The organism is Bacillus sp. FMQ74 (assembly GCF_001875785.1).
GTDB lineage: Bacteria > Bacillota > Bacilli > Bacillales > Bacillaceae > Bacillus > Bacillus stercoris.
Window position 1 is genome coordinate 1 of sequence record NZ_MOEO01000019.1, and the last position, 18,811, is coordinate 18,811.

15 protein-coding genes and 3 pseudogenes are annotated in these 18,811 nt (G+C 40.4%); 5 read left to right on the plus strand and 13 right to left on the minus strand.

The features are described 5' to 3' along the window. Positions 1-337 precede the first annotated feature (337 nt). The 6 genes and pseudogenes from BLL41_RS23390 to BLL41_RS21165 form a co-directional block, all read right to left on the minus strand. Positions 338-469 (minus strand): annotated as a pseudogene (locus BLL41_RS23390) (IS30 family transposase); the annotation flags it as partial. A 22-nt stretch (positions 470-491) separates the two neighbouring features. Further along, the gene (gene lpdA / locus BLL41_RS21145) at positions 492-1,910 is read right to left on the minus strand and encodes a dihydrolipoyl dehydrogenase (protein WP_061576718.1); all 1,419 of its coding nucleotides are present in this window, start codon (positions 1,908-1,910) and stop codon (positions 492-494) included. A 209-nt stretch (positions 1,911-2,119) separates the two neighbouring features. Beyond that, positions 2,120-4,285, minus strand: coding sequence for a heavy metal translocating P-type ATPase (locus tag BLL41_RS21150; protein WP_061576719.1), 2,166 nt, complete (start codon positions 4,283-4,285; stop codon positions 2,120-2,122). Next, a complete protein-coding gene (locus BLL41_RS21155; protein ID WP_061576720.1) occupies positions 4,278-4,643 on the minus strand; it encodes an ArsR/SmtB family transcription factor in 366 nt (121 codons plus the stop codon). Before BLL41_RS21155 ends, BLL41_RS21150 begins: the two co-directional genes overlap by 8 nt. A gap of 379 nt (positions 4,644-5,022) precedes the next feature. Further along, entirely contained in the window at positions 5,023-6,282 is a 1,260-nt protein-coding gene (cypC, locus tag BLL41_RS21160; protein ID WP_061576721.1) for a CYP152 family fatty-acid peroxygenase CypC, read from the minus strand. Between the two features lies 1 nt (position 6,283). After that, positions 6,284-6,487, minus strand: a complete 204-nt coding sequence (locus BLL41_RS21165; protein WP_061576722.1) for a hypothetical protein — start codon at positions 6,485-6,487, stop codon at positions 6,284-6,286. A 288-nt stretch (positions 6,488-6,775) separates the two neighbouring features. Here BLL41_RS21165 and BLL41_RS23395 point away from each other — a divergent pair, with 288 nt between their 5' ends. Together BLL41_RS23395 and BLL41_RS21175 are read left to right on the plus strand one after the other, a co-directional pair. Continuing rightward, the gene (locus BLL41_RS23395; protein WP_483295127.1) at positions 6,776-6,862 is read left to right on the plus strand and encodes a four-helix bundle copper-binding protein; all 87 of its coding nucleotides are present in this window, start codon (positions 6,776-6,778) and stop codon (positions 6,860-6,862) included. Continuing rightward, a pseudogene (locus tag BLL41_RS21175) lies at positions 6,856-7,602 on the plus strand (FAD-dependent oxidoreductase); the annotation flags it as partial. The gene BLL41_RS23395 and the pseudogene BLL41_RS21175, both read left to right, overlap by 7 nt. Positions 7,603-7,779: 177 nt before the next feature. Here the strand turns inward: BLL41_RS21175 and lgt are convergent. From lgt to xynD, 5 genes are all read right to left on the minus strand, one after another. Continuing rightward, a complete protein-coding gene (gene lgt / locus BLL41_RS21180) occupies positions 7,780-8,556 on the minus strand; it encodes a prolipoprotein diacylglyceryl transferase (RefSeq protein WP_061576723.1) in 777 nt (258 codons plus the stop codon). A gap of 190 nt (positions 8,557-8,746) precedes the next feature. Beyond that, positions 8,747-8,983 (minus strand): SHOCT domain-containing protein, encoded by a 237-nt coding sequence (locus BLL41_RS21185; RefSeq protein ID WP_061576724.1) that lies wholly within the window; start codon positions 8,981-8,983, stop codon positions 8,747-8,749. An 87-nt stretch (positions 8,984-9,070) separates the two neighbouring features. Further along, positions 9,071-9,358: a DUF2933 domain-containing protein gene (locus tag BLL41_RS21190; protein ID WP_061576725.1), complete on the minus strand. Its 288-nt coding sequence runs from the start codon at positions 9,356-9,358 to the stop codon at positions 9,071-9,073. A gap of 826 nt (positions 9,359-10,184) precedes the next feature. Further along, the gene (xynC, locus tag BLL41_RS21195) at positions 10,185-11,453 is read right to left on the minus strand and encodes a glucuronoarabinoxylan endo-1,4-beta-xylanase XynC (RefSeq protein WP_071579318.1); all 1,269 of its coding nucleotides are present in this window, start codon (positions 11,451-11,453) and stop codon (positions 10,185-10,187) included. 130 nt (positions 11,454-11,583) lie between these two features. Continuing rightward, a complete protein-coding gene (xynD, locus tag BLL41_RS21200; RefSeq protein WP_071579319.1) occupies positions 11,584-13,125 on the minus strand; it encodes an alpha-L-arabinofuranosidase in 1,542 nt (513 codons plus the stop codon). 711 nt (positions 13,126-13,836) lie between these two features. On the opposite strand from xynD, the pseudogene BLL41_RS21205 reads away from it, so the two are divergent. From BLL41_RS21205 to uptA, 3 genes and pseudogenes are all read left to right on the plus strand, one after another. After that, a pseudogene (locus tag BLL41_RS21205) lies at positions 13,837-14,288 on the plus strand (GtrA family protein). A 63-nt stretch (positions 14,289-14,351) separates the two neighbouring features. Further along, complete coding sequence (gene galU / locus BLL41_RS21210; RefSeq protein WP_256252467.1) at positions 14,352-15,188, plus strand: UTP--glucose-1-phosphate uridylyltransferase GalU; 837 nt, start codon at positions 14,352-14,354, stop codon at positions 15,186-15,188. A 72-nt stretch (positions 15,189-15,260) separates the two neighbouring features. Further along, positions 15,261-15,857 carry an undecaprenyl phosphate transporter UptA gene (gene uptA / locus BLL41_RS21215; protein ID WP_003231529.1) on the plus strand — a complete coding sequence of 199 codons (597 nt, stop codon included), beginning with the start codon at positions 15,261-15,263 and terminating at the stop codon, positions 15,855-15,857. Positions 15,858-15,905: 48 nt separating this feature from the next. Here the strand turns inward: uptA and nrnB are convergent, their stop codons facing one another. Together nrnB and BLL41_RS21225 are read right to left on the minus strand one after the other, a co-directional pair. Next, entirely contained in the window at positions 15,906-17,105 is a 1,200-nt protein-coding gene (nrnB, locus tag BLL41_RS21220) for an oligoribonuclease NrnB (RefSeq protein ID WP_071579321.1), read from the minus strand. A 168-nt stretch (positions 17,106-17,273) separates the two neighbouring features. After that, positions 17,274-18,809: an acyl-CoA carboxylase subunit beta gene (locus tag BLL41_RS21225; protein WP_083428094.1), complete on the minus strand. Its 1,536-nt coding sequence runs from the start codon at positions 18,807-18,809 to the stop codon at positions 17,274-17,276. Positions 18,810-18,811: the final 2 nt, after the last annotated feature.

Sequence of the window (18,811 nt, forward strand, 5' to 3'; positions counted from 1 at the left end):
TAGAGGGTAATCAAACTTAAAGATTTTTTTGTTATTTGCAAATTTCAATCTCACGAATAACCACCTATGTATGACGAATGTTGATAGGAAATAACAACAAAAAAGAAATAGCATGGTTAATATGAATTACACCCATGCCGGGCACACAAATAAAAGGTTATCCTAAATATCAGGATAACCTTTGACCGTTTGCCGGAACAAGAAAAAATCCTGTATTCAATATACGGGATTTTTGATCAAATTTTTTTACAAGTTATTCAATCTTTAAATTGATCGAATTTTATTTAGTAAAATGCAAGAATAAATGCAACAGAGCCCAGAACTCCAATATATGTAATTAGGAGACCGTTCTCATTTCTTGTTCATACCGATCATTGGGAGAGTGATACCCCAAGATTTTTCGGGGGAGGGTGTTACACCAGTTCTCCACATAAGCAATGAGTGTATCATCCAGGACATCGATGCTTTTTAATATGCTCGAACGATTCGAATTATTTTTTATTCAGCATATGAATAGCATGTCCCATAACGCCTTCAGCTGCTTCCATGAGTGGTTCAGGTAAAGTTGGGTGTGCATGAATTGTAAGGCTGAGATCTTCCGCCGTTGCTCCTGCCTCAATTGTAAAAACTGCTTCAGCAATAAGAGATGATACTTCTGGCCCTACCATTTGTACACCTAAAACCCGATTAGATTCTTTATCCGCCACAACTTGTACAAAACCATCGGCATCCGAAACAGATAAAGCTCTGCCGTTAGCTTGGAATGGAAAACGGCTAGAAACCGTTTCATATCCTTCTTCCTTTGCTTCCTTCTCCGTTAAACCTGTATAGGCTACTTCAGGCTCACTAAAAATAACAAAAGGCATTGCCTGAAAATCAATTACGCTTTTTAGCCCACTTATTACCTCTGCAGCTATCTTACCTTCATAACTAGCTTTATGAGCAAGGAGGTAACCACCAGCACAGTCCCCGATCGCATATACATGTTCAACATTTGTTTGACATTTATCATTTATCTTAATAAAACCGCGTTGGTCTAATTCAACCCCGATATTTTCCAATCCGATTTTTCCTGTGTTCGGTTTTCTTCCAATGGAAATTAAGCAATAATCCCCGTTAATTATCTCTTCCTTTCCATTAACCTGAACATGAACGTTTACTTCATCGCCTGTATTTTCTCCGCCTTGGACTAAAGCATTCGTTATAACTGTGATTCCAAGTTCCTTTAAATGACGTTTTACTACATCCGTAAGCATAGGGTCCGTACCTGGAAGAATTGTATCTGATCCCTCAAGAATGGTCACTTTAGCCCCAAATTTAGCATAAGCAGTTCCCAACTCCAAACCGATATAACCACCTCCTACTACAACTAAATGTTTTGGTACTTCTTGAAGCATCAATGCTTCAGTTGAAGAGATGATTCTTTTTCTATCAAATGGCATACTTTTTAACTCAGTAGGTAATGATCCAATCGCAAGGATCAAGTCTTTGTATGAAAAGAATTGTTCTTCGTTACCAATTTTGATTTTGGCAACATAGGGTTCAGTGAGATAAGCTTCCCCACTAATGACTTCCACTCCATTGCCTTTCAGTAAAGTCCGAACTCCATTCGTTAGTTTATTTACTATACTGTCCTTCCACTTCACTACTTCTGGCATCTCTACTTTAACTTCACCAGAAACCTTTATTCCCATTGAGTTGGCATGTTTTATGTGTTTTACTCGTTCAGAAGCGCTAATAAGAGCCTTTGAAGGTATACACCCACGGTTAAGGCAAACCCCTCCTAATTCTGCTTTATCCACCAAAACCACTTTTTTCCCCAACTGAGCAGCACGTATGGCAGCCACATAACCTCCTGATCCTGCGCCGATAACTAACAAATCCACATCTTTTTTTCCTTCAACAGTCATTTCAGTTTCCTCCTTCGATCTTATAAAGAATGTAAGCTTTTTTGTTCCAGAAGATACCTATATGTAATGTAAAATCCGATGTTTTACTTATACCCAATCTTTCCATTGTTAATTAGGCTGGATATTTAGAAGTTATAGTATTAATGAAATTATTTTTAGAAAAGGGCTTTCCCAGACAGATTGGAAAGCCCTTTTTATCCCTTTTCCCTTTATTCTTTCACTCTCATTAGTCGCAAACCATTTAATGCTACCAGAAGGGTTGCCCCCATATCTGAAAGGATGGCAATCCAGAGTGTTAACCAGCCTGGGATAACCAATAGTAAGGCAATAAATTTAATAGCAATGGCAAAAGTAATGTTAGCTTTGATGATATTTAGAGCTTTTCGACTAAGTTTTACAGTGAACGGAAGTTTTCTTAAATCGTCTCCCATTAGAGCGACGTCTGCCGTTTCTAGGGCTGTATCTGTACCAGCTCCACCCATTGCAATACCAACTGTTGAGGCCGCCAATGCAGGTGCATCATTAACACCATCTCCTACCATAGCAACATTGCCATACTCGGATCTTAACTGTTTAATAAAGTCTAATTTGTCTTCAGGCATTAGATCAGCTCGAATATCAGATACCCCAACATGACTGCCTATTGCATTCGCAGTACCTTGGTTATCACCTGTAAGCATAATCGTTTTTTTAATTCCAAGTTGATGTAACTTTTGAATAATTTCCTTACTTGATTCACGAACTTCATCAGCAACTGCAATAACTCCAAGTATTTCTTTTTCGGTTCCAATAATCATGGCTGTTTTACCTTGATTTTGAAGAGTAGTAACATTTTGCTCTAAGTCTTTATCAAAATCAGTAGTCAATAATTCCTTAAAGAGTTTCGGGCTACCGATATAATAAGTCGTCCCGTTTACAATACCTTTGATACCCTTACCTGTAATAGAAGAGAAGTCCTCTACTTGTACGTCAGAATAAGTAATGTTCTCCTCTTCTGCTTTTTTCATAATCGCAGATGCAAGTGGATGCTGAGAACGATACTCTAATGCAGTAATGATGGATAGTAATTCTTTTTCATTCATCTGATTGTTAAACACATTATAATCAGTTACAGCTGGAACCCCTTTTGTTAAGGTACCTGTTTTATCAAATGCTATGGCCTTTAAGGCACCCGTTTCTTCTAAATACACTCCGCCTTTTACAAGTACACCTTTTTTCGCAGCATTCCCAATCGCTGAAACAATGGAAATCGGAGTCGATATGACCAACGCACATGGACAACCAACAACAAGAACAGCTAATCCTTGATAAACCCATGTTTCCCAACTGCCATCAAAGAATAAAGGAGGGACTACAGCAACTAATGCTGCAATGATCATAATAATTGGTGTGTAATATTTCGCGAATTTATCGACAAATGCTTGCGAAGGAGCACGTTCTCCTTGTGCTTCCTCTACAAGATGAATAATTTTAGAAATCGTTGTATCTTCTACAAGTTTCGTTATTTTTACTTCAAGTAATCCTTCTTCATTTAAGGTACCTGCAAATACTTCATCATCAACCGTTTTCTCAACAGGGACTGATTCGCCTGTAATAGCTGCTTGATTGACGGCAGAGTAGCCACTTACGACTACACCATCCATCGCGATCTTTTCACCAGGTTTTACAATCATGATATCACCAACAGCAATATCATCAACATGAATCATTATTTCTTGTCCATTACGTCTAACGAGTGCCTCTTTGGGCGCGATATCCATTAATGAACGAATCGATTGTCTTGCTCTATCCATAGAGAATCGCTCAAGTGCTTCACTGATTGCAAAGAGAATAACAACAATGGCAACTTCAGCCCATTCTCCAATAATGGCACCACCTATAACAGCTACTGTCATAAGGGTTTTCATGTCAAATTCAAAGCGTAGTAAATTTTTCAAACCGACTTTAAAAAGTGACAACCCTCCAATAACCATGGATGCTACAAATAATAATGCAGTTACAATGTTCTCATCCCCATTTACCTTTGCGGAAAGGTAACCAAAGACAAGAAACAAGGCTGAATAGAGTAAAGTACTATGTTTTTTATAGAAAGGAACCTTTTCTTCATTCGTTTCTTCTTTTACCTCTTGTGAAGCTTGACGAACAGATTTTTCAGTAGTCACTTTAAGATTCTCGAATGCACCGGCTTTTTCTAGTTCTTCAATCGTTGCATCTCCATAAACAGATATCTTAGATGCACCAAAATTTACTTTTGCATCCTCAACTCCTGGAAGTTTTTTAACATTATTTTCAAACTTACCTGCACAATTTGCGCAGGTAAACCCCTGAACACGGTACACATTTTTTTCAGTCTCTAATGCTTTTGCTTCAGACAATTTTAACAACCTCCTTCTGATGTGCAAATGCAACCTGTATTAGTTGCTTTACATGATCATCATCTAATGAATAGTAGACTAATTTACCTTCTTTTCGATATTTAGCTAACCCAAGATTTTTAAGTAACCTCAAATGATGAGATGTTGTGGCAGTTGTAGCACCAACAATATTCGCTACATCACATACACACAATTCATCTTCCAAAGAAAGAGCATACGCAATCTTAATCCTAGTATCATCCGATAAAGCTTTAAAAACTTTGGCTACTTCCAAAGGATTTTGTTGGATTAGTTCTTTTTTACCTCTTTTGACTTTTTCTTCATCTATACACGTAACTTCACATGCATCATTTTGCAAATTTACCACCTCTTATCAATCAAATATTCATTTGAATATTATTGTATGTGAACATAACCAAATAGTCAAGTATATGTTTGAATGTAATTTACATAAAAGGTTTTCTTTAGTTTGCAGTAATTAATTATTCTTATAACTGAATTTAATTTCCTTTTTATGTTGGATACACTAGAGGGAATATCGTCAGGATGCATTTTAAAAATATTCAAAGTTTTTCACCATAAAAAAGCCCGATTGCTCTCTTTGTTAGAGAAACCCGGGCCTTGCTTTTTCATCTCTTCATTAATATTGGGGATCTACTTATAAAACCGATTTCCGATGATTAAGTCATCAGTTTTTTTCATTTAGCTTGCGAACTTAATAAACTAATTTTCTGTAATTATAACTTTCGTTTAACATTCTTTAGCACTACTTTGCTATGGGGAATACTTGGTATGTTTACCATGCTGTAACTTAAATCTTGGTTAGGAACTTTATATTCCATTTGGTTGGCTAGATAATCAAGACTTACTTTCATGACTTCGATGGTGACCCATTCTCCAGCACAGCGATGGCCCATAAAATAATCACCACCACCCTGCGGAATAAAGCCAAAAGGACTGCCATCCCATTTGGCAAACCGATCTGGACTGAACACATCAGGATTTCCCCAAATCTTAGGGTCATGATTTGTGCCATAAAGATCAAGTAAAGTTAATGTACCTTCTTCAAATTCATATCCGTTCCAAGTAAAACCTTTTTTTACCAATGCTACAACAAACGGAAAAAACGGATAAAAACGGCGAACTTCCTGTACAAACATCTGAGTATATTTTTCATCACGGGATTCAAGTTTCTCCCTTTCTTCCGGATAATGATGCACTGCCAGCGCAGTGAAATTGATGAATATAGCGATCGCCACAATAGGTCTTAAGATATTGATCACTTCCACAGCAGCAGTCTCAGTATCCAGAAGATTCCCTTCTAAATCGCGATGCCAGGCAAATCTATGTAAAGCTGTATCTTCTGGAGGATTTATTTCCCCATTACGCACCTTATCAACCAACTCACCAATCCAATTTTCTACTTTATTCCGTGCATTTCTCCCTAGCCAATGGTTTGGGCCAATTGTAGCCGGAGACTCGAACATCGCCGCCAAGTCTTTTGTCATTGCCTTAACATCGTTTTCTTCCAACGGGACGCCTGCCCACTGGCAGGCTGTTCTGCAGAGGACTTCTTTTACTTCTTCATAAAGAATAACTTCATCCATCTGTTCCCATTTATTTAGTGCTGTCTTCCATTGTTTTTTTGTAATGTCTGTTAGACTTTGAAGTCCCACAGGAGACATGATGGACATAAACATTTCCTTCCGATGTTTGTGATCTTGTCCATCCAACGCCTGAACACCATTCTTCCCGAACAATGTTTGAACCGCCCGGTTCGGTGCTGCATCTTTCCTTTTGAATTTCTCAGTGTCATAAAAAACTTTCGCAGCTTCCTTGCCTACCATGCAGATCGCTTTCTTTCCAAGTAATCGGGTCTCAAAAACATTAGAGTTAAAACTATGACGTCTGTTCAAAATGTACATATATCCTTCTCTCATAAGGCTCAAGCTATGATCTATTCCTTCTTCCCGAGGCATTTGATTTGTATCTGACATATCATTCATCTCCATTTTCATTAGTGATGATTTTATTATTTGAACTTTTTCCTATTTTACTCTCAAAAAAACTTAAATCTGTCCTAAACTTGTTCAATTTGATACATTTTATAACCTTCCTAACGAGAAGGACTTCTAATTGCTCTTTAATCAAATCTCTACTAGTTTCTTTTAGTTTTGTGAGAGCTTTTTCGATTCTGTACATGAAAAAACCTCGTTCAGTATTTATGTATACTTTATTAGATGGGACCGTTAAACAGATCTCCTCAACAGAAGATCATTTTTTCATTTGTCTTATTATTAAATTATGAAAGCATTATAAGTCGAAGAATAAAACTCCCTTAACGTTCATTTTCGGTACTTTGTTTGTACCAACTGTTCGTACTTCAAATACTGCTAATAATAGCACCAAAAATCATTCCCAATAAGAAAGTGCCAAAATTATGGTTTAAAAACAAAGGACAAGGTTAGCATATAAAAAGGAGGAATAGTAATGTCACACGAACAATTTCAAGCCTGTATCGATGAATGTTTAGCTTGTATGAAGATATGTAATCATTGTTATGACGCTTGTCTATGACAGAACAAGGGGTCAACTTAGTGACGGGAGCAACCTTTGAAAGAATCGAACAAGATGGAGACATTAAAAAGGTCCATGTTGAGGTCAATGGCAAGAAGCGAATCATTGAGGCAGATCAATTACTGGTTGCCACAGGAAGAACACCAAATACGGCAACCTTGAATTTACAGGAAGCAGGCGTTGAAGTAGGCCCAAGTGGTGAAATCGTAATCGATGAGTATTCAAAAACAACGAATTTACGCATCTATACATCAGGAGATGTCACGCTTGGTCCTCAATTTGTATATGTGGCAGCTTATCAAGGTGGCGTTGCGGCAGGAAATGCTGTCGGGGGACTGAATAAAAAGCTGAATTTAGAAGTGGTTCCAGGGGTTACCTTTACAGCTCCAGCGATTGCAACTGTTGGTTTAACGGAGCAACAGGCAAAAGAAAAAGGCTATGAAGTTAAAACATCCGTCTTGCCGTTAGATGCCGTACCAAGAGCCCTCGTTAATCGGGAAACGACAGGTGTTTTTAAATTAGTGGTGGACGCTAACACAATGAAAGTATTAGGGGTTCATATTGTCTCAGAAAACGCAGGAGATGTGATTTATGCGGCGACATTAGCTGTTAAATTCGGTTTAACAGTAGAAGATCTTCGCGAAACCCTTGCTCCCTATTTGACAATGGCAGAAGGACTGAAGCTGGCTGCCCTTACGTTTGATAAAGATGTATCCAAATTATCTTGTTGTGCAGGATAACCATCTTTTATAATATCAAGCCGATATTCCTTAAAGGAAATCGGCTTTTTTTCATCCAGAAATTGGCTTAGCGTATGTTTTCCGCGTTTTGTTGGTAGGACCCCTTTTAATGCTATAGTTTTCCAAAATAGACCAAGAGGGTTCTGCGTCACTTGGTCTATTCTGCGTACAAACTCTTTATTTATTTGTTTGACTACATGATTTTCTGTAGAGCACCCCCATTAATATAATGGAGAGAGGAATGACAATGAGGCTCGTCCATTGACCTGCAGTAAAATCAAATAAATATCGAGCCGAGTCTCCCCGTAAGAATTCCAACATAAAACGACCGAGTGCATAAAGAATGTTATAAACTAAGAAAAGAAATCCTTTCGGCCATGTTCTATTTTTAAAAATTAATATGAGACCAAACACAATGAAATCCCATTGACTTTCCCATACTTCTGCTGGCCAGAGTGGTAGTGAACCGTATGTGTCATAAGCCACTGTTCCTTTAGGATAAACTAAACCAAAATTCGATCCTGTAGGAGAGCCAAATGCGTCTCCATTTAACAGACAGGCGATTCTGCCTATCGCCTGTCCAAAGATAATTCCCGGGGCAAAAACATCGGCTAATTCCCAAAAGTTTAACTTCTTACGCCAAGAATAAATGGCTACTGTAAAAAAACCACCTACAAGGGCCCCTTGTATTGAAATGCCTCCGTTCCATATAGAGAAAATCTGGTCTAAGTGCTGACTGTAATATCCCCATTGGAAAAAGAATACATGCCATATTCGAGCACCAATGATAGCACCAAGGATGGAATAAAGCGTTATATCAATCACATGTTTTTGATATTTCGTTTCTTTTGATAAGTAATAGGTAACACCCATTCCAAGTAAAATGGCAAGCACTATAACAAGCCCATAAGACCGTACGGAAAAGTTTCCTATTTCAAACAAAACAACTCTCATGATGTACCTCCTTTCACTTCGCTCTTGTAATATGCTAACAAGAAAATTTGTAGGATTTTTGAAGGGAAAAATAAAATTTAGTTATACCGTGATTAAGGTACACTTTACGAAAAACAGTAGCATTCGAATAATTCGAATGCTACTGTTAACGAATTGCTATGGGAAATGCCTTGAATAAGAGAGTATTTATTTACTTTTTGGTTAATACTTTCCGTCTTTGTTCATACTGTCCTTCACTTATTTCACCCTTGGCATAACTCTCTTTTAATAACATTAGCGGACGGTCTGTTACTCTGCTATTTCTCATTAAGAAACGAACAACCACATAAACGGCTACAGCAGTGATCAGGATTAAAAGCAAGAAACTAAGGAACATCATCATACACATTCCCATCATAGAAGCACCATTCATCATTCCGTTCATCATTATCACCAACTCCTTTCAAATTCTTTTAGAAATAGGCACCAAACTTATTGGAAATAATCACTACAATTATTGCAAGAAGATCGCCCATCATTTAGGATGTATGGTCTTCTTTACATGGATTCTCTTTAGTTCTTTGACATTTCTTCTGATTGCTTCAGGGCTCTTATCTTTTAAAGATTCTTTTTCCTTCGTAAGCTTGTGATTTTGTTCGATCAATTCAGCCATTTTCTTTTGAAGAGTTTGTAATTCCTTAGGCGAAGTTAGCTGTTGATCCGTTTTTGTATTTTTATCTTTATGGCCACTAAACATACCCTTCATACAAAACAGCATCATCAAAGGACATGCAAGAAAAAGTAAAATCTGTAACCAAGTCATTTTGCTCACTCCTTTTTTTGATATTCAGAAGTATAGACAATAAATTTGTTGAAAATTTGTATAAAAAGAGAAAAATCATTAGTAGTAGATTTAATCACTGAAAAAATGAGTAAAAAACTTGGGTTCTTAAATGTGGGGTTAGGGGTGAGAGTACTAAGAATTTATGGATTATAAACATAACAAATGTTTTGGCCAAAAGTTCCACCTGCAGGAATATTAATCGCCAGAAGATTAAGAGGCAACTTTGCTGAAAATCTAAGTATGGTATAAGGCTTACTAAATAAAACTAATAAAATTCTAAGCCTACTCCCAATTGTGATACTAATAGAACACGACTAAATTAAGATTTGGTTTTGTTTTTTAACGCTTAATCGTTTAAAAACAAGTTATTTATCTCTAGGAGTTACCTTATATATACTGTTTTTCTTTAGTTATTAAATATCTCTCCTTGACATGTTATATTGCAATAAAATCGATCGTGCAAGTCAAATTTTAAGTAATGTGACATTATCGTTTATCATGGACATATAATTCTGTCAATCGCACATCATGGTAATATAATTATGTCATTTTTAGTGACAGAATTCTGTTACCAAAAATAAAAAAAACCCTATAATTTAGGGTTTTTTTGACCATATAATTGTGTCGTTACACATCTCCCTCTAATTTAGTATCTTCTCTGTTTGGATTTAATGCAACGATCTTTTCAATGGAGCTTCAAAATGACGCACGACACAAAAAAGCGATTTTCTGATCAGAAAATCGCTTAAATTCAAACATTCTATTGAAAATGAGCACTTGATCGGCACTCTTTGCCTTAGTGCCCTTAACGATTTGCGACAAATGTAGTCACGCTTTGAGCTGGAAGATGAGCCCAAAAATGATTGCCCGTTACATTGAGATTCGTTCCAGGTTGTAGATTGCTGCTGCTGCTCGTGATCCATCTAGATACGTTTGAAGCAGATCCATTCTGCAAAACAAAGTTTTGGTTGACCCCTGTGTTGCTTTTGTTAATGGCAACAATAACGACCTTGTTGTCACCTTTATAGGCTGACACGTAAACGTTCGCATTCGGATTTTTCGTTGCATCAATCCTTACATAGCCGGGACGCACAAACTTCGAGAAATGAGCCATATTGTAACCGCGTTTACTGATCGTACCATCTTCTTTCATAGGACCATATGATCTTCGGATGTACCACCATACATAAGCTTGAAAATCTCCCTCTACCATCGAATTATGAATATGTTGTGAAACATCCAATGCCTCGGGCCATCGATCCGCCGAGTTGTTATCACTGTTCGGATAGTATACTTCCGTCATCCAAAGGTCCTTCCCTGCTCCTTTTTGTTTGAAAAGAGGATAAGGGAATTGACTGACCTGAGTGCCGTACAGGTGAGTTCCTAGAATATCCATATTGCCAAGAGCCTGCGGATCGTTCAAAATCGGGTCCGACAAATTCTTCAAGTATTGAAATGACTCAGGCGCAATGACGCGGGCATTGATCGAACCGGCGTTTTCTCTCATAAAGCGGAGTATTTCTTGCGGCGTCCACCACGTCCACTCGTGAGCGTAATCAGGCTCATTTTGGACCGAAATCGCGTAAAGATTCACACCATTATTTTTCATGAAGGTAACAAAATCGTTAAGATGCTGCGCATATGCGGCGTACTTATCGTATTTCAGCCGTTTAGCCGATGTGTCACCATTCCGATTAAAGGTCTCAACCATATCACTTGGAGGATTCCAGGGAGAAGCAAAAACGATTGCTCCATGTTTGACCGCACTCTTGGCAGTCTCCACCTCTTTATACCAATTATTTCGATTTTCATCTACATGAATCCTTAAAATTGAAAAGCCTAACTGATTCTGTCCATTGCCAAAAGCGGTTTCTCTTTGAGCTGCTGTAAGATCCCCAGCCCAAGCTGGATGGTTCATCCCTCCAAAACCGCGAATCACTTGTTTCTCTGCAGATACATTAACTGTTACATCACTGGCTGCCAAAACTTCAGTAGCGCCTGGTCCTAACATGACTGACAGCATAGTGAAACATACTAATAGTACACAAATTGTTTTTTTTATGCGTGGAATCATTTATTCCTCTCCTTCGTAATGTGTCTTTTACAGTATTAAAGAATCTGCATGGCATATCCATAATCGCGGGCTGTTCCGGTGATGGCCCGTACTTCACCCGCCTCGTTTTTAAGCGGTCCCATTACGAGTCCTATCTTTGCGTAAACTGCCAGTAATCAAAATTAAACAAGTTTCCTGTACCTGTTCCGGTAAATACAAAGAATACTTTGTGCACACCGGTTGCCCCGCTTACTGCAGTTTCTATTTCTCTCCAGGTTTGCGCTCCGCCTGTTGAAGGCACATTCAGAGTTCCAACAAGCTTACCGTCTGCACTGTCGAGGCGCACTTCTATTTTCCCGCCTAAAGTGGATGCTACATTTGCTTTAAATGACCTGGCGCCGCCCGCTCCGAAGTCTGCATTTCCTACAGCAATCCAGTCTCCATGTTGAATGCTTGTTACATGCTGATTATTTACTGGCCCGCCGGGTGCTGTGGATTTCTCTGTCAAAATGCGTCCATTCCAAGCAAACGTTTCAGCTTCTACCCGGTTATATGGGTTTAAATTGGAAAGTTGTGTTACACCTGCATAATTTGCCGCTACCTCTTGAATAGATCCATCTGCATTATGCACCAGCTTATTAATATGGGGAGAACGGTATCCTTTGCCAGCCCCGAACAAAGCGGAACTGACAGTTTGAGCATGGTACACTGCATACCACTCGTTTTTAAAATTGAAAACAGCATGATGGTTGTTGCCGCCACCTCCGAAAAATGCACCCGGATTTTTCAGGAAGTGCCCTCTATATGTAAAGGGACCCATGGGATTTGAACTGGTCATGTAGCCGATCTCACCCGGGGGTTTATCGGCCGGGTGCGTGCCGCCGAAATTGATGCAATAGGAATAGTAATATGTTCCGTTATACTTGTGCAATCCCGAATCTTCAAACATGAAAGGCGCATCAATTGTAGATGCACTTCCCTCAACACTCGTCATATCTGACCCCAATTTTATGACTCTTGCCGTTTTAGGATTGGCCCATTGTCCCTGCGTTGGATTTGAGCCGCCAGGAACGCCTCCCCCGGCATACAGGTAACCGGTGCCGTCATCATCTACAAATACTGCCGGATCAAAAAGCCATACAACACCAGACATTCCTGGCGTACTTGGCGTTACGAGCGGTTTTCCGATTGGGTCGGTCCATGGACCAATCGGGCTATCTGCGGTGAGAACCCCGATACCTCCGCCGCTGTTTGCGAAATAAAGGAAGAATTTATCCTTGCCATTAATTTTTTTAACTGCGATTGACGGTGCCCATGACGCACCTGCCCATTTTGCAATTCCACGGCCTCCATTAGCTCCATTGGCACCTGCTACTGGAATGGCTCCGTGGTCTGTCCAGTTCACCATATCCGCTGAAGAAATGACGAATACTCTATTCAAATTGGCAAATGAATTATCCTTAATCGTTCCGTTGCTACTATATTCATAGTCATCACTTGACATATAAATGTAGACTCTTCCGTTATAGGTCAGCGCAATCGGATCTGCTCCCAAATGATGGTCGATAAGCGGGTTTGAATTCCCTATATGTTTTGCAATTGTAGTACTGGTGGCAGCATACGCAGACTTCTCAGATAAGCAGCTCAATAATAAAACTAGAATCCATAACCATACGCTACACTTTTTCCTCATAACTTAATATCCTCCTTTTTCCTTAAAATGGAAGGATTTTGGAATTTGATAACAACAGGTCATGAAGATCGCACCCCCTGTTTCTTCAAGATCAATCTAGAAAATTTTCCTCATTCCTAGCGACCATTGTCCAGAAAATAAAATGGCGGAATGTTCATGAGCCCCCTCTAATCCCATTGAATGGAGATGCATTTTTATCCAAAATATCCCTTTATCTAACATCCTACATCATTAAAAAAATTGTGTATAGGATACTTTTGGAGGAATTCGTGTTCGATGCTACAAAGGAACTGGATACATTTATACATTGATAAGATGGGGCTAACATAGCCGGCTGTTACCGACTCTTCTTCTTCCCGTTCCCTCGAATCTCGTTGTTTTAGAGCCATTGACATAATAGACATCTCTGCTGATAGGAAATCATGGCTCGATACTTCTCAATCTATTGAATTCCGGCTGCTTTGTCTGCTGATTCCTGTTTACATTGTTCTCTTATTTGTAAGACATTTCGTTATTATTCCGCCCTCTTCCCCTTCGAAACACGTCATATTTTCTCACCCTTATGTAAAGAGAGTTTTCAGGCACTAAAAATCAGCCGTTCATGCAGCTGTTTTTTAAAGAGAGCGGTACACCCGCTTTTTCATGTTTTGTTCATATTTTATTAATTGTTTATTCAACACTGTCCGTTAAAGTAATCCATATCAAACAAATATGACAGCTATCCGCATCTTTTATGAAGGGAGGTCGGTGCCGTTATGCTGAAAGAAAAAATAAAGACATTAGGCCGCTTTTGCACCGTAGGCGTCGGCAATACGCTGATAGACTTTGGTGTCTTCTTTCTCCTTACTGCTTGTCATGTCCCTTATCTGACGGCGCAGATCTGCTCCTATTCTGCAGGTGTTATCTACAGCTATGTGTGGAACCGGAGGTGGACGTTTTGTGTAGAACACAAGGCTGACGGGAAAGAAATCGTTCGCTTTCTCATGATTAATATTGCTGCGTCAGGGATCACCTTTTTGCTGCTTTATTTGTTTCAAAACTGCGGCTGTTCGCTTTTGGTGAGTAAACTCGCCGCCACTGTCGGCGGAATGATGATAAATTTTATCGGAAACCGAATTTGGGTATTTGGAGATACGCTGAAAAACATACAGGACCAGGAGTGAAGATGAATGAGAAAAAAAGTGAGAAAAGCGGTCATTCCCGCAGCAGGTTAAGGAACGAGATTTCTGCCGACGCCAAAGGCGCAGCCAAAAGAAATGCTCCCAATCGTCGACAAACCAGCAATCCAATACATTGTAGAAGAGGCCGCAGAGTCAGGAATTGAAGATATCCTGATCATTACAGGGAGAAACAAACGCTCGATTGAAGATCATTTTGACCGGTCTGCGGAATTGGAATTCAATCTGCGGGAAAAAGGCAAGACGGAGACACTTAAAGAAATGCAGCAGATCTCCGATTTGGCCAACATTCATTACATCCGCCAGAAAGAACCGCTCGGATTAGGCCATGCGGTACTGTGTGCGGAGCATTTTATAGGAGATGAGCCTTTTGCCGTTCTCTTAGGTGATGATATTATGGTGTCTGAAACACCGGCTCTTCGGCAATTAATAGATGTATATGACGCTTATGGCACAGAGGTTGTCGGAGTACAGCAAGTTCTCCCTGAGGATGTCAGCAAATATGGTATTATAAATACATCAGGGTCTCATAGGCATATATACGAAGTGAACGATTTGGTGGAAAAGCCATCTCCTGCAGAAGCACCTTCGGAAATCGCCGTGATGGGCCGTTATGTGCTGAATTCTTCGATCTCCCCCGTTTTGAATTCAATTGGCAGAGGCGCGGGAAACGAAATTCAGCTTACAGATGCGCTTCGCGAGGTTTGCCGTAAGCAGCCGATCCATGCCCGGCTGCTGGAAGGAAATCGATATGACATTGGCGATAAGCTGGGCTGTTTTAAAGCGAGCACTGAAATCGGCTTAATGCGTCCCGAAATGAGATCTCAGCTTATGACCTATTTAGAAGGTGTGATCAAACGGGAAACGAAAGAAATGCTGCGGTAAAAAAATTGTAACCATCTTGCTCGTCAATCAGTCATATAATAGTGAAAAAGATTAGGACAGGTTGTGAAGAATGTGGGCAGTTTGATAAGCGAAATTTTAACATGGCTGACGAACATGGGATATGCGGGTATCGCAATTGGGTTAATGATTGAAATCATTCCGAGTGAGATTGTATTAGCTTATGGCGGCTATATGGTATCGGAAGGCACGATTGGATTTATTGGCGCAATTATTGCGGGTGTTATCGGGGGTACCATTGCCCAGATCTTTATTTACTGGATCGGCCGCTATGGAGGCAGGCCATTTTTGGACAAATACGGGAAGTATTTATTGATTAAAAAGCATCATATCGACATGTCGGAAAACTGGTTTCAAAAGTACGGCGCCGGGGTTGTCTTCTCGGCTCGTTTTATACCGGTTGTCAGACATGCGATATCCATTCCAGCAGGTATTGCCAGAATGCCTTTTCTTAAGTTTGTGGTACTGACTGTGCTTGCTATCATTCCATGGTCTATTCTGTTTGTTTATTTAGGCATACAGCTAGGAAGCCAGTGGGATGATGTTGAGAATATAGCGGGCACTTATACAACACCGATTATGATATTGGCTGTTGTCGTGATAGCCCTTTATTTTGTGATTAAGAAACGTACAGCCATATTCAAACGATAGCTAGCGGATATGCATAGGGGTGACTGACGCTCCCCTATGCATATTTTTTTACTTGCGATGCTGATTTGCCAGCTTCAGATTCTCGGCTAAAAATGCGACAAACACTTCATCCCGCACGAGCGATGCGGCATAATTTCTCTTAATAAACCATTCTGCTTCTTCAAACGCTGCGAATGTTTCGTCTTGGGTTTCTCCGTTAATTTGAATATTCCATTCGTTGTCTAAAGGGAAAAGAAAAAATCTCATTTGTGCGCGATTTTCATATAATGATCCATTCGCAGATCCCTTTAGATTATAGATGTTACGGAAGGCATCCGGCCGTACAGGATCAATACGGAAAGCTTCAGCTACAAACAACTCGTATACTTCATCGGTTATTGAACAGCCAGACGCTTTTGCATGCCCTCCGCCGCCATATCGGCCGGCGATTTCTGACACATCAATGTAATCATGAATGGTGCGCAGGCTGACTCGTTTGGACCCCATGCTCAAAATCGCAATGTAATCGAGGTGCGGATTATCTTTCCCTAGCCTGTTTCCCAGTTCTGAATGGTACGATTCAGCGTGCACAATGCCTACACAGTGTTCGTGAACAAAGGTTTGTACCATTTCCCTTTTCTTTCTGCGGAGGTAACGCTCAATTTTTTCGTCTTCTAAATCAAGCAGCTTTTCTTCAAAATCATCGAAGAAAAATTCGTCGTGCGAGGATAGGCGCTGAATCATTTTTGTCTCAAATTCATCAATTGACAGCAAAAAGAAAAGATCATTAAGCCGCTTCGCCTGTTTTTGATCGTACCGCTCCCACTCCCATGTATCGTATTGGCGGACGAGCTCTGTGAATTGGTCTAAGGCATTTGTCGGTTTCATGAAGCCATTTTCAACGAGATAGCCATATAAAAGCGATGTTGCGGATGTGAGCCTTCCATCATCGTATTCCACCTGGACAAATCCCCATTCATGCTCATTTAAATGAAGGGCTGTTTTATGATGGTCAATAAGCTTCACATTGCCCCCTGCATGAACATAATCATTCAATCTCTGTTCGTTTTCTTCATTGACGGCGAGATCGGTGATGAATAATGCATCTTGTCTGTTGCTCTCCTTCATTTTTTCTAAAAAGTACTGCACCTGTGCGTTTAAGCTGTTGACAGAGTTATACCGGACCTCAACGTCTTTTCCGAATGCCAATTTTGCTACGATTCCGCACCCTACTCCGTCCAAGTCGTTATGTGAATATAAATGATACATAATGTAGGCCCCTTTTTATGATAAACTGACAATTGCCGCTAGAGGTGCGGCAGCCTTTATTACTATTCTAAAAAACAAAGTGTTTTATGCAAAGGCAATTAGTTTACATAAAATTATTATTGTGAATATATAAAAGAGCGCTTTTGGCGCTCCTAAGTTCTTGCTTTTTTACACCGGATAAACCGGATGCTTTCGATTGGTAAATGTCATTTCCTTTGTCATGTACGCCTTCAGCCGTTTGGCCAGCTCATCACGCAGCGAATTGGCTGGGATAACAGCATCAATGATCATTTCTGAAGCCAGTCGGTAGATATTGATGTCCTCTTTGTATTCCTGCCGTTTGTTGTTGATAAATGCGGCTCTCTCTTCTTTTGGCAGTTCGGCGATTTTTTTAGCGTAGACAGCGTTTACAGCGGCTTCAGGGCCCATGACGGCGATTTGGGCGGTTGGGAGCGCTAGGCAGCAATCCGGTTCAAAGGCAGGCCCTGCCATTGCGTACAACCCCGCTCCGTACGCTTTTCGGACAATGACAGAGAGCTTTGGAACAGTTGCCTCCGACATCGCAGAAATCATTTTCGCTCCGTGTCTGATAATCCCCGCCTGTTCCACTTTTGTGCCAATCATAAAACCAGGGATATCCGCTAAGAACAGCAACGGGATATGAAACGCGTCACATAAGGTAATGAACTTAGCCGCTTTGTCTGCTGAATCGTGGAATAAGACGCCGCCTTTAACCTTCGGCTGGTTTGCAACAATGCCGACAGGCTGTCCCTCGATCCGTGCTAAGCCTGTTACTAATTCTGGTGCAAATAGGGCTTTGATCTCAAAAAATGACCCTTCATCAATGATCCGCTCAATCAGCTCATGCATATCAAAAGGTGCGTTTTGGTTTTGCGGAATGACGTCGGCAAGCGGGATGTCGAAGTGTTTTGGCGGGCATTCCTCATGAATGGGCGCCTTTTCTTGAAAATTTGCCGGAAAGTAAGACAAATAAGCCCGCGCCAGATGTATGGCTTCTTCTTCAGTTTCTGCAAGAATATCTCCGCAGCCGGAGATTGAGCAATGCATACGAGCGCCGCCCATTTCTTCGAGAGACACTTTTTCGCCAATGACCATTTCCGCCATCCTTGGCGAGCCTAAATACATGGAGGCGTTACCGTCTACCATAATGACGATATCACAGAAGGCCGGAATATAAGCGCCTCCTGCCGCAGACGGTCCGAAAAGCAAACAGATTTGCGGAATGCGTCCCGATAATTTGACTTGATTATAAAAAATTCTTCCTGCTCCGCGTCTCCCTGGAAAGACATTGATTTGATCGGTGATTCTGGCGCCTGCTGAATCGACTAAATAAATGAGCGGAACGTTTAGTTTTTCGGCAGTTTCTTGAATTCTGATGATTTTTTCAACGGTTTTAGCTCCCCAGGAGCCCGCTTTTACTGTTGAATCATTTGCCATGACGCAAACGGTTTGGCCGCCGATTTTGCCGATCGCCGTCACCACTCCGTCAGCGGGAAGGCCGTCTGACATGCATTCCGCAAAAAAAGCGTCTTCTAGCTCAATGCCATCGTCAAAGAGAAGCGAGAGCCGCTCTCTGACAAAGAGCTTGCCTTTTTCTCGATTGCTTTGGTGATACTTTTCGGCTCCGCCATTTCGGATTCGTTCGGCCAATTCTGTTCTTTCATTTTCATAATCCATGAGCATTG

Coding starts and splice junctions, on each gene's coding strand:
- xynC (WP_071579318.1), bottom strand. CDS start 11,453: ATGATTCCACGCATAAAAAAAACAATTTGTGTACTATTAGTATGTTTC.
- BLL41_RS21165 (WP_061576722.1), bottom strand. CDS start 6,487: ATGTACAGAATCGAAAAAGCTCTCACAAAACTAAAAGAAACTAGTAGA.
- cypC (WP_061576721.1), bottom strand. CDS start 6,282: ATGTCAGATACAAATCAAATGCCTCGGGAAGAAGGAATAGATCATAGC.
- lgt (WP_061576723.1), bottom strand. CDS start 8,556: ATGAGAGTTGTTTTGTTTGAAATAGGAAACTTTTCCGTACGGTCTTAT.
- nrnB (WP_071579321.1), bottom strand. CDS start 17,105: ATGTATCATTTATATTCACATAACGACTTGGACGGAGTAGGGTGCGGA.
- lpdA (WP_061576718.1), bottom strand. CDS start 1,910: ATGACTGTTGAAGGAAAAAAAGATGTGGATTTGTTAGTTATCGGCGCA.
- BLL41_RS21190 (WP_061576725.1), bottom strand. CDS start 9,358: ATGACTTGGTTACAGATTTTACTTTTTCTTGCATGTCCTTTGATGATG.
- BLL41_RS21225 (WP_083428094.1), bottom strand. CDS start 18,809: ATGCTCATGGATTATGAAAATGAAAGAACAGAATTGGCCGAACGAATC.
- BLL41_RS23395 (WP_483295127.1), top strand. CDS start 6,776: ATGTCACACGAACAATTTCAAGCCTGTATCGATGAATGTTTAGCTTGT.
- BLL41_RS21185 (WP_061576724.1), bottom strand. CDS start 8,983: ATGATGAACGGAATGATGAATGGTGCTTCTATGATGGGAATGTGTATG.
- xynD (WP_071579319.1), bottom strand. CDS start 13,125: ATGAGGAAAAAGTGTAGCGTATGGTTATGGATTCTAGTTTTATTATTG.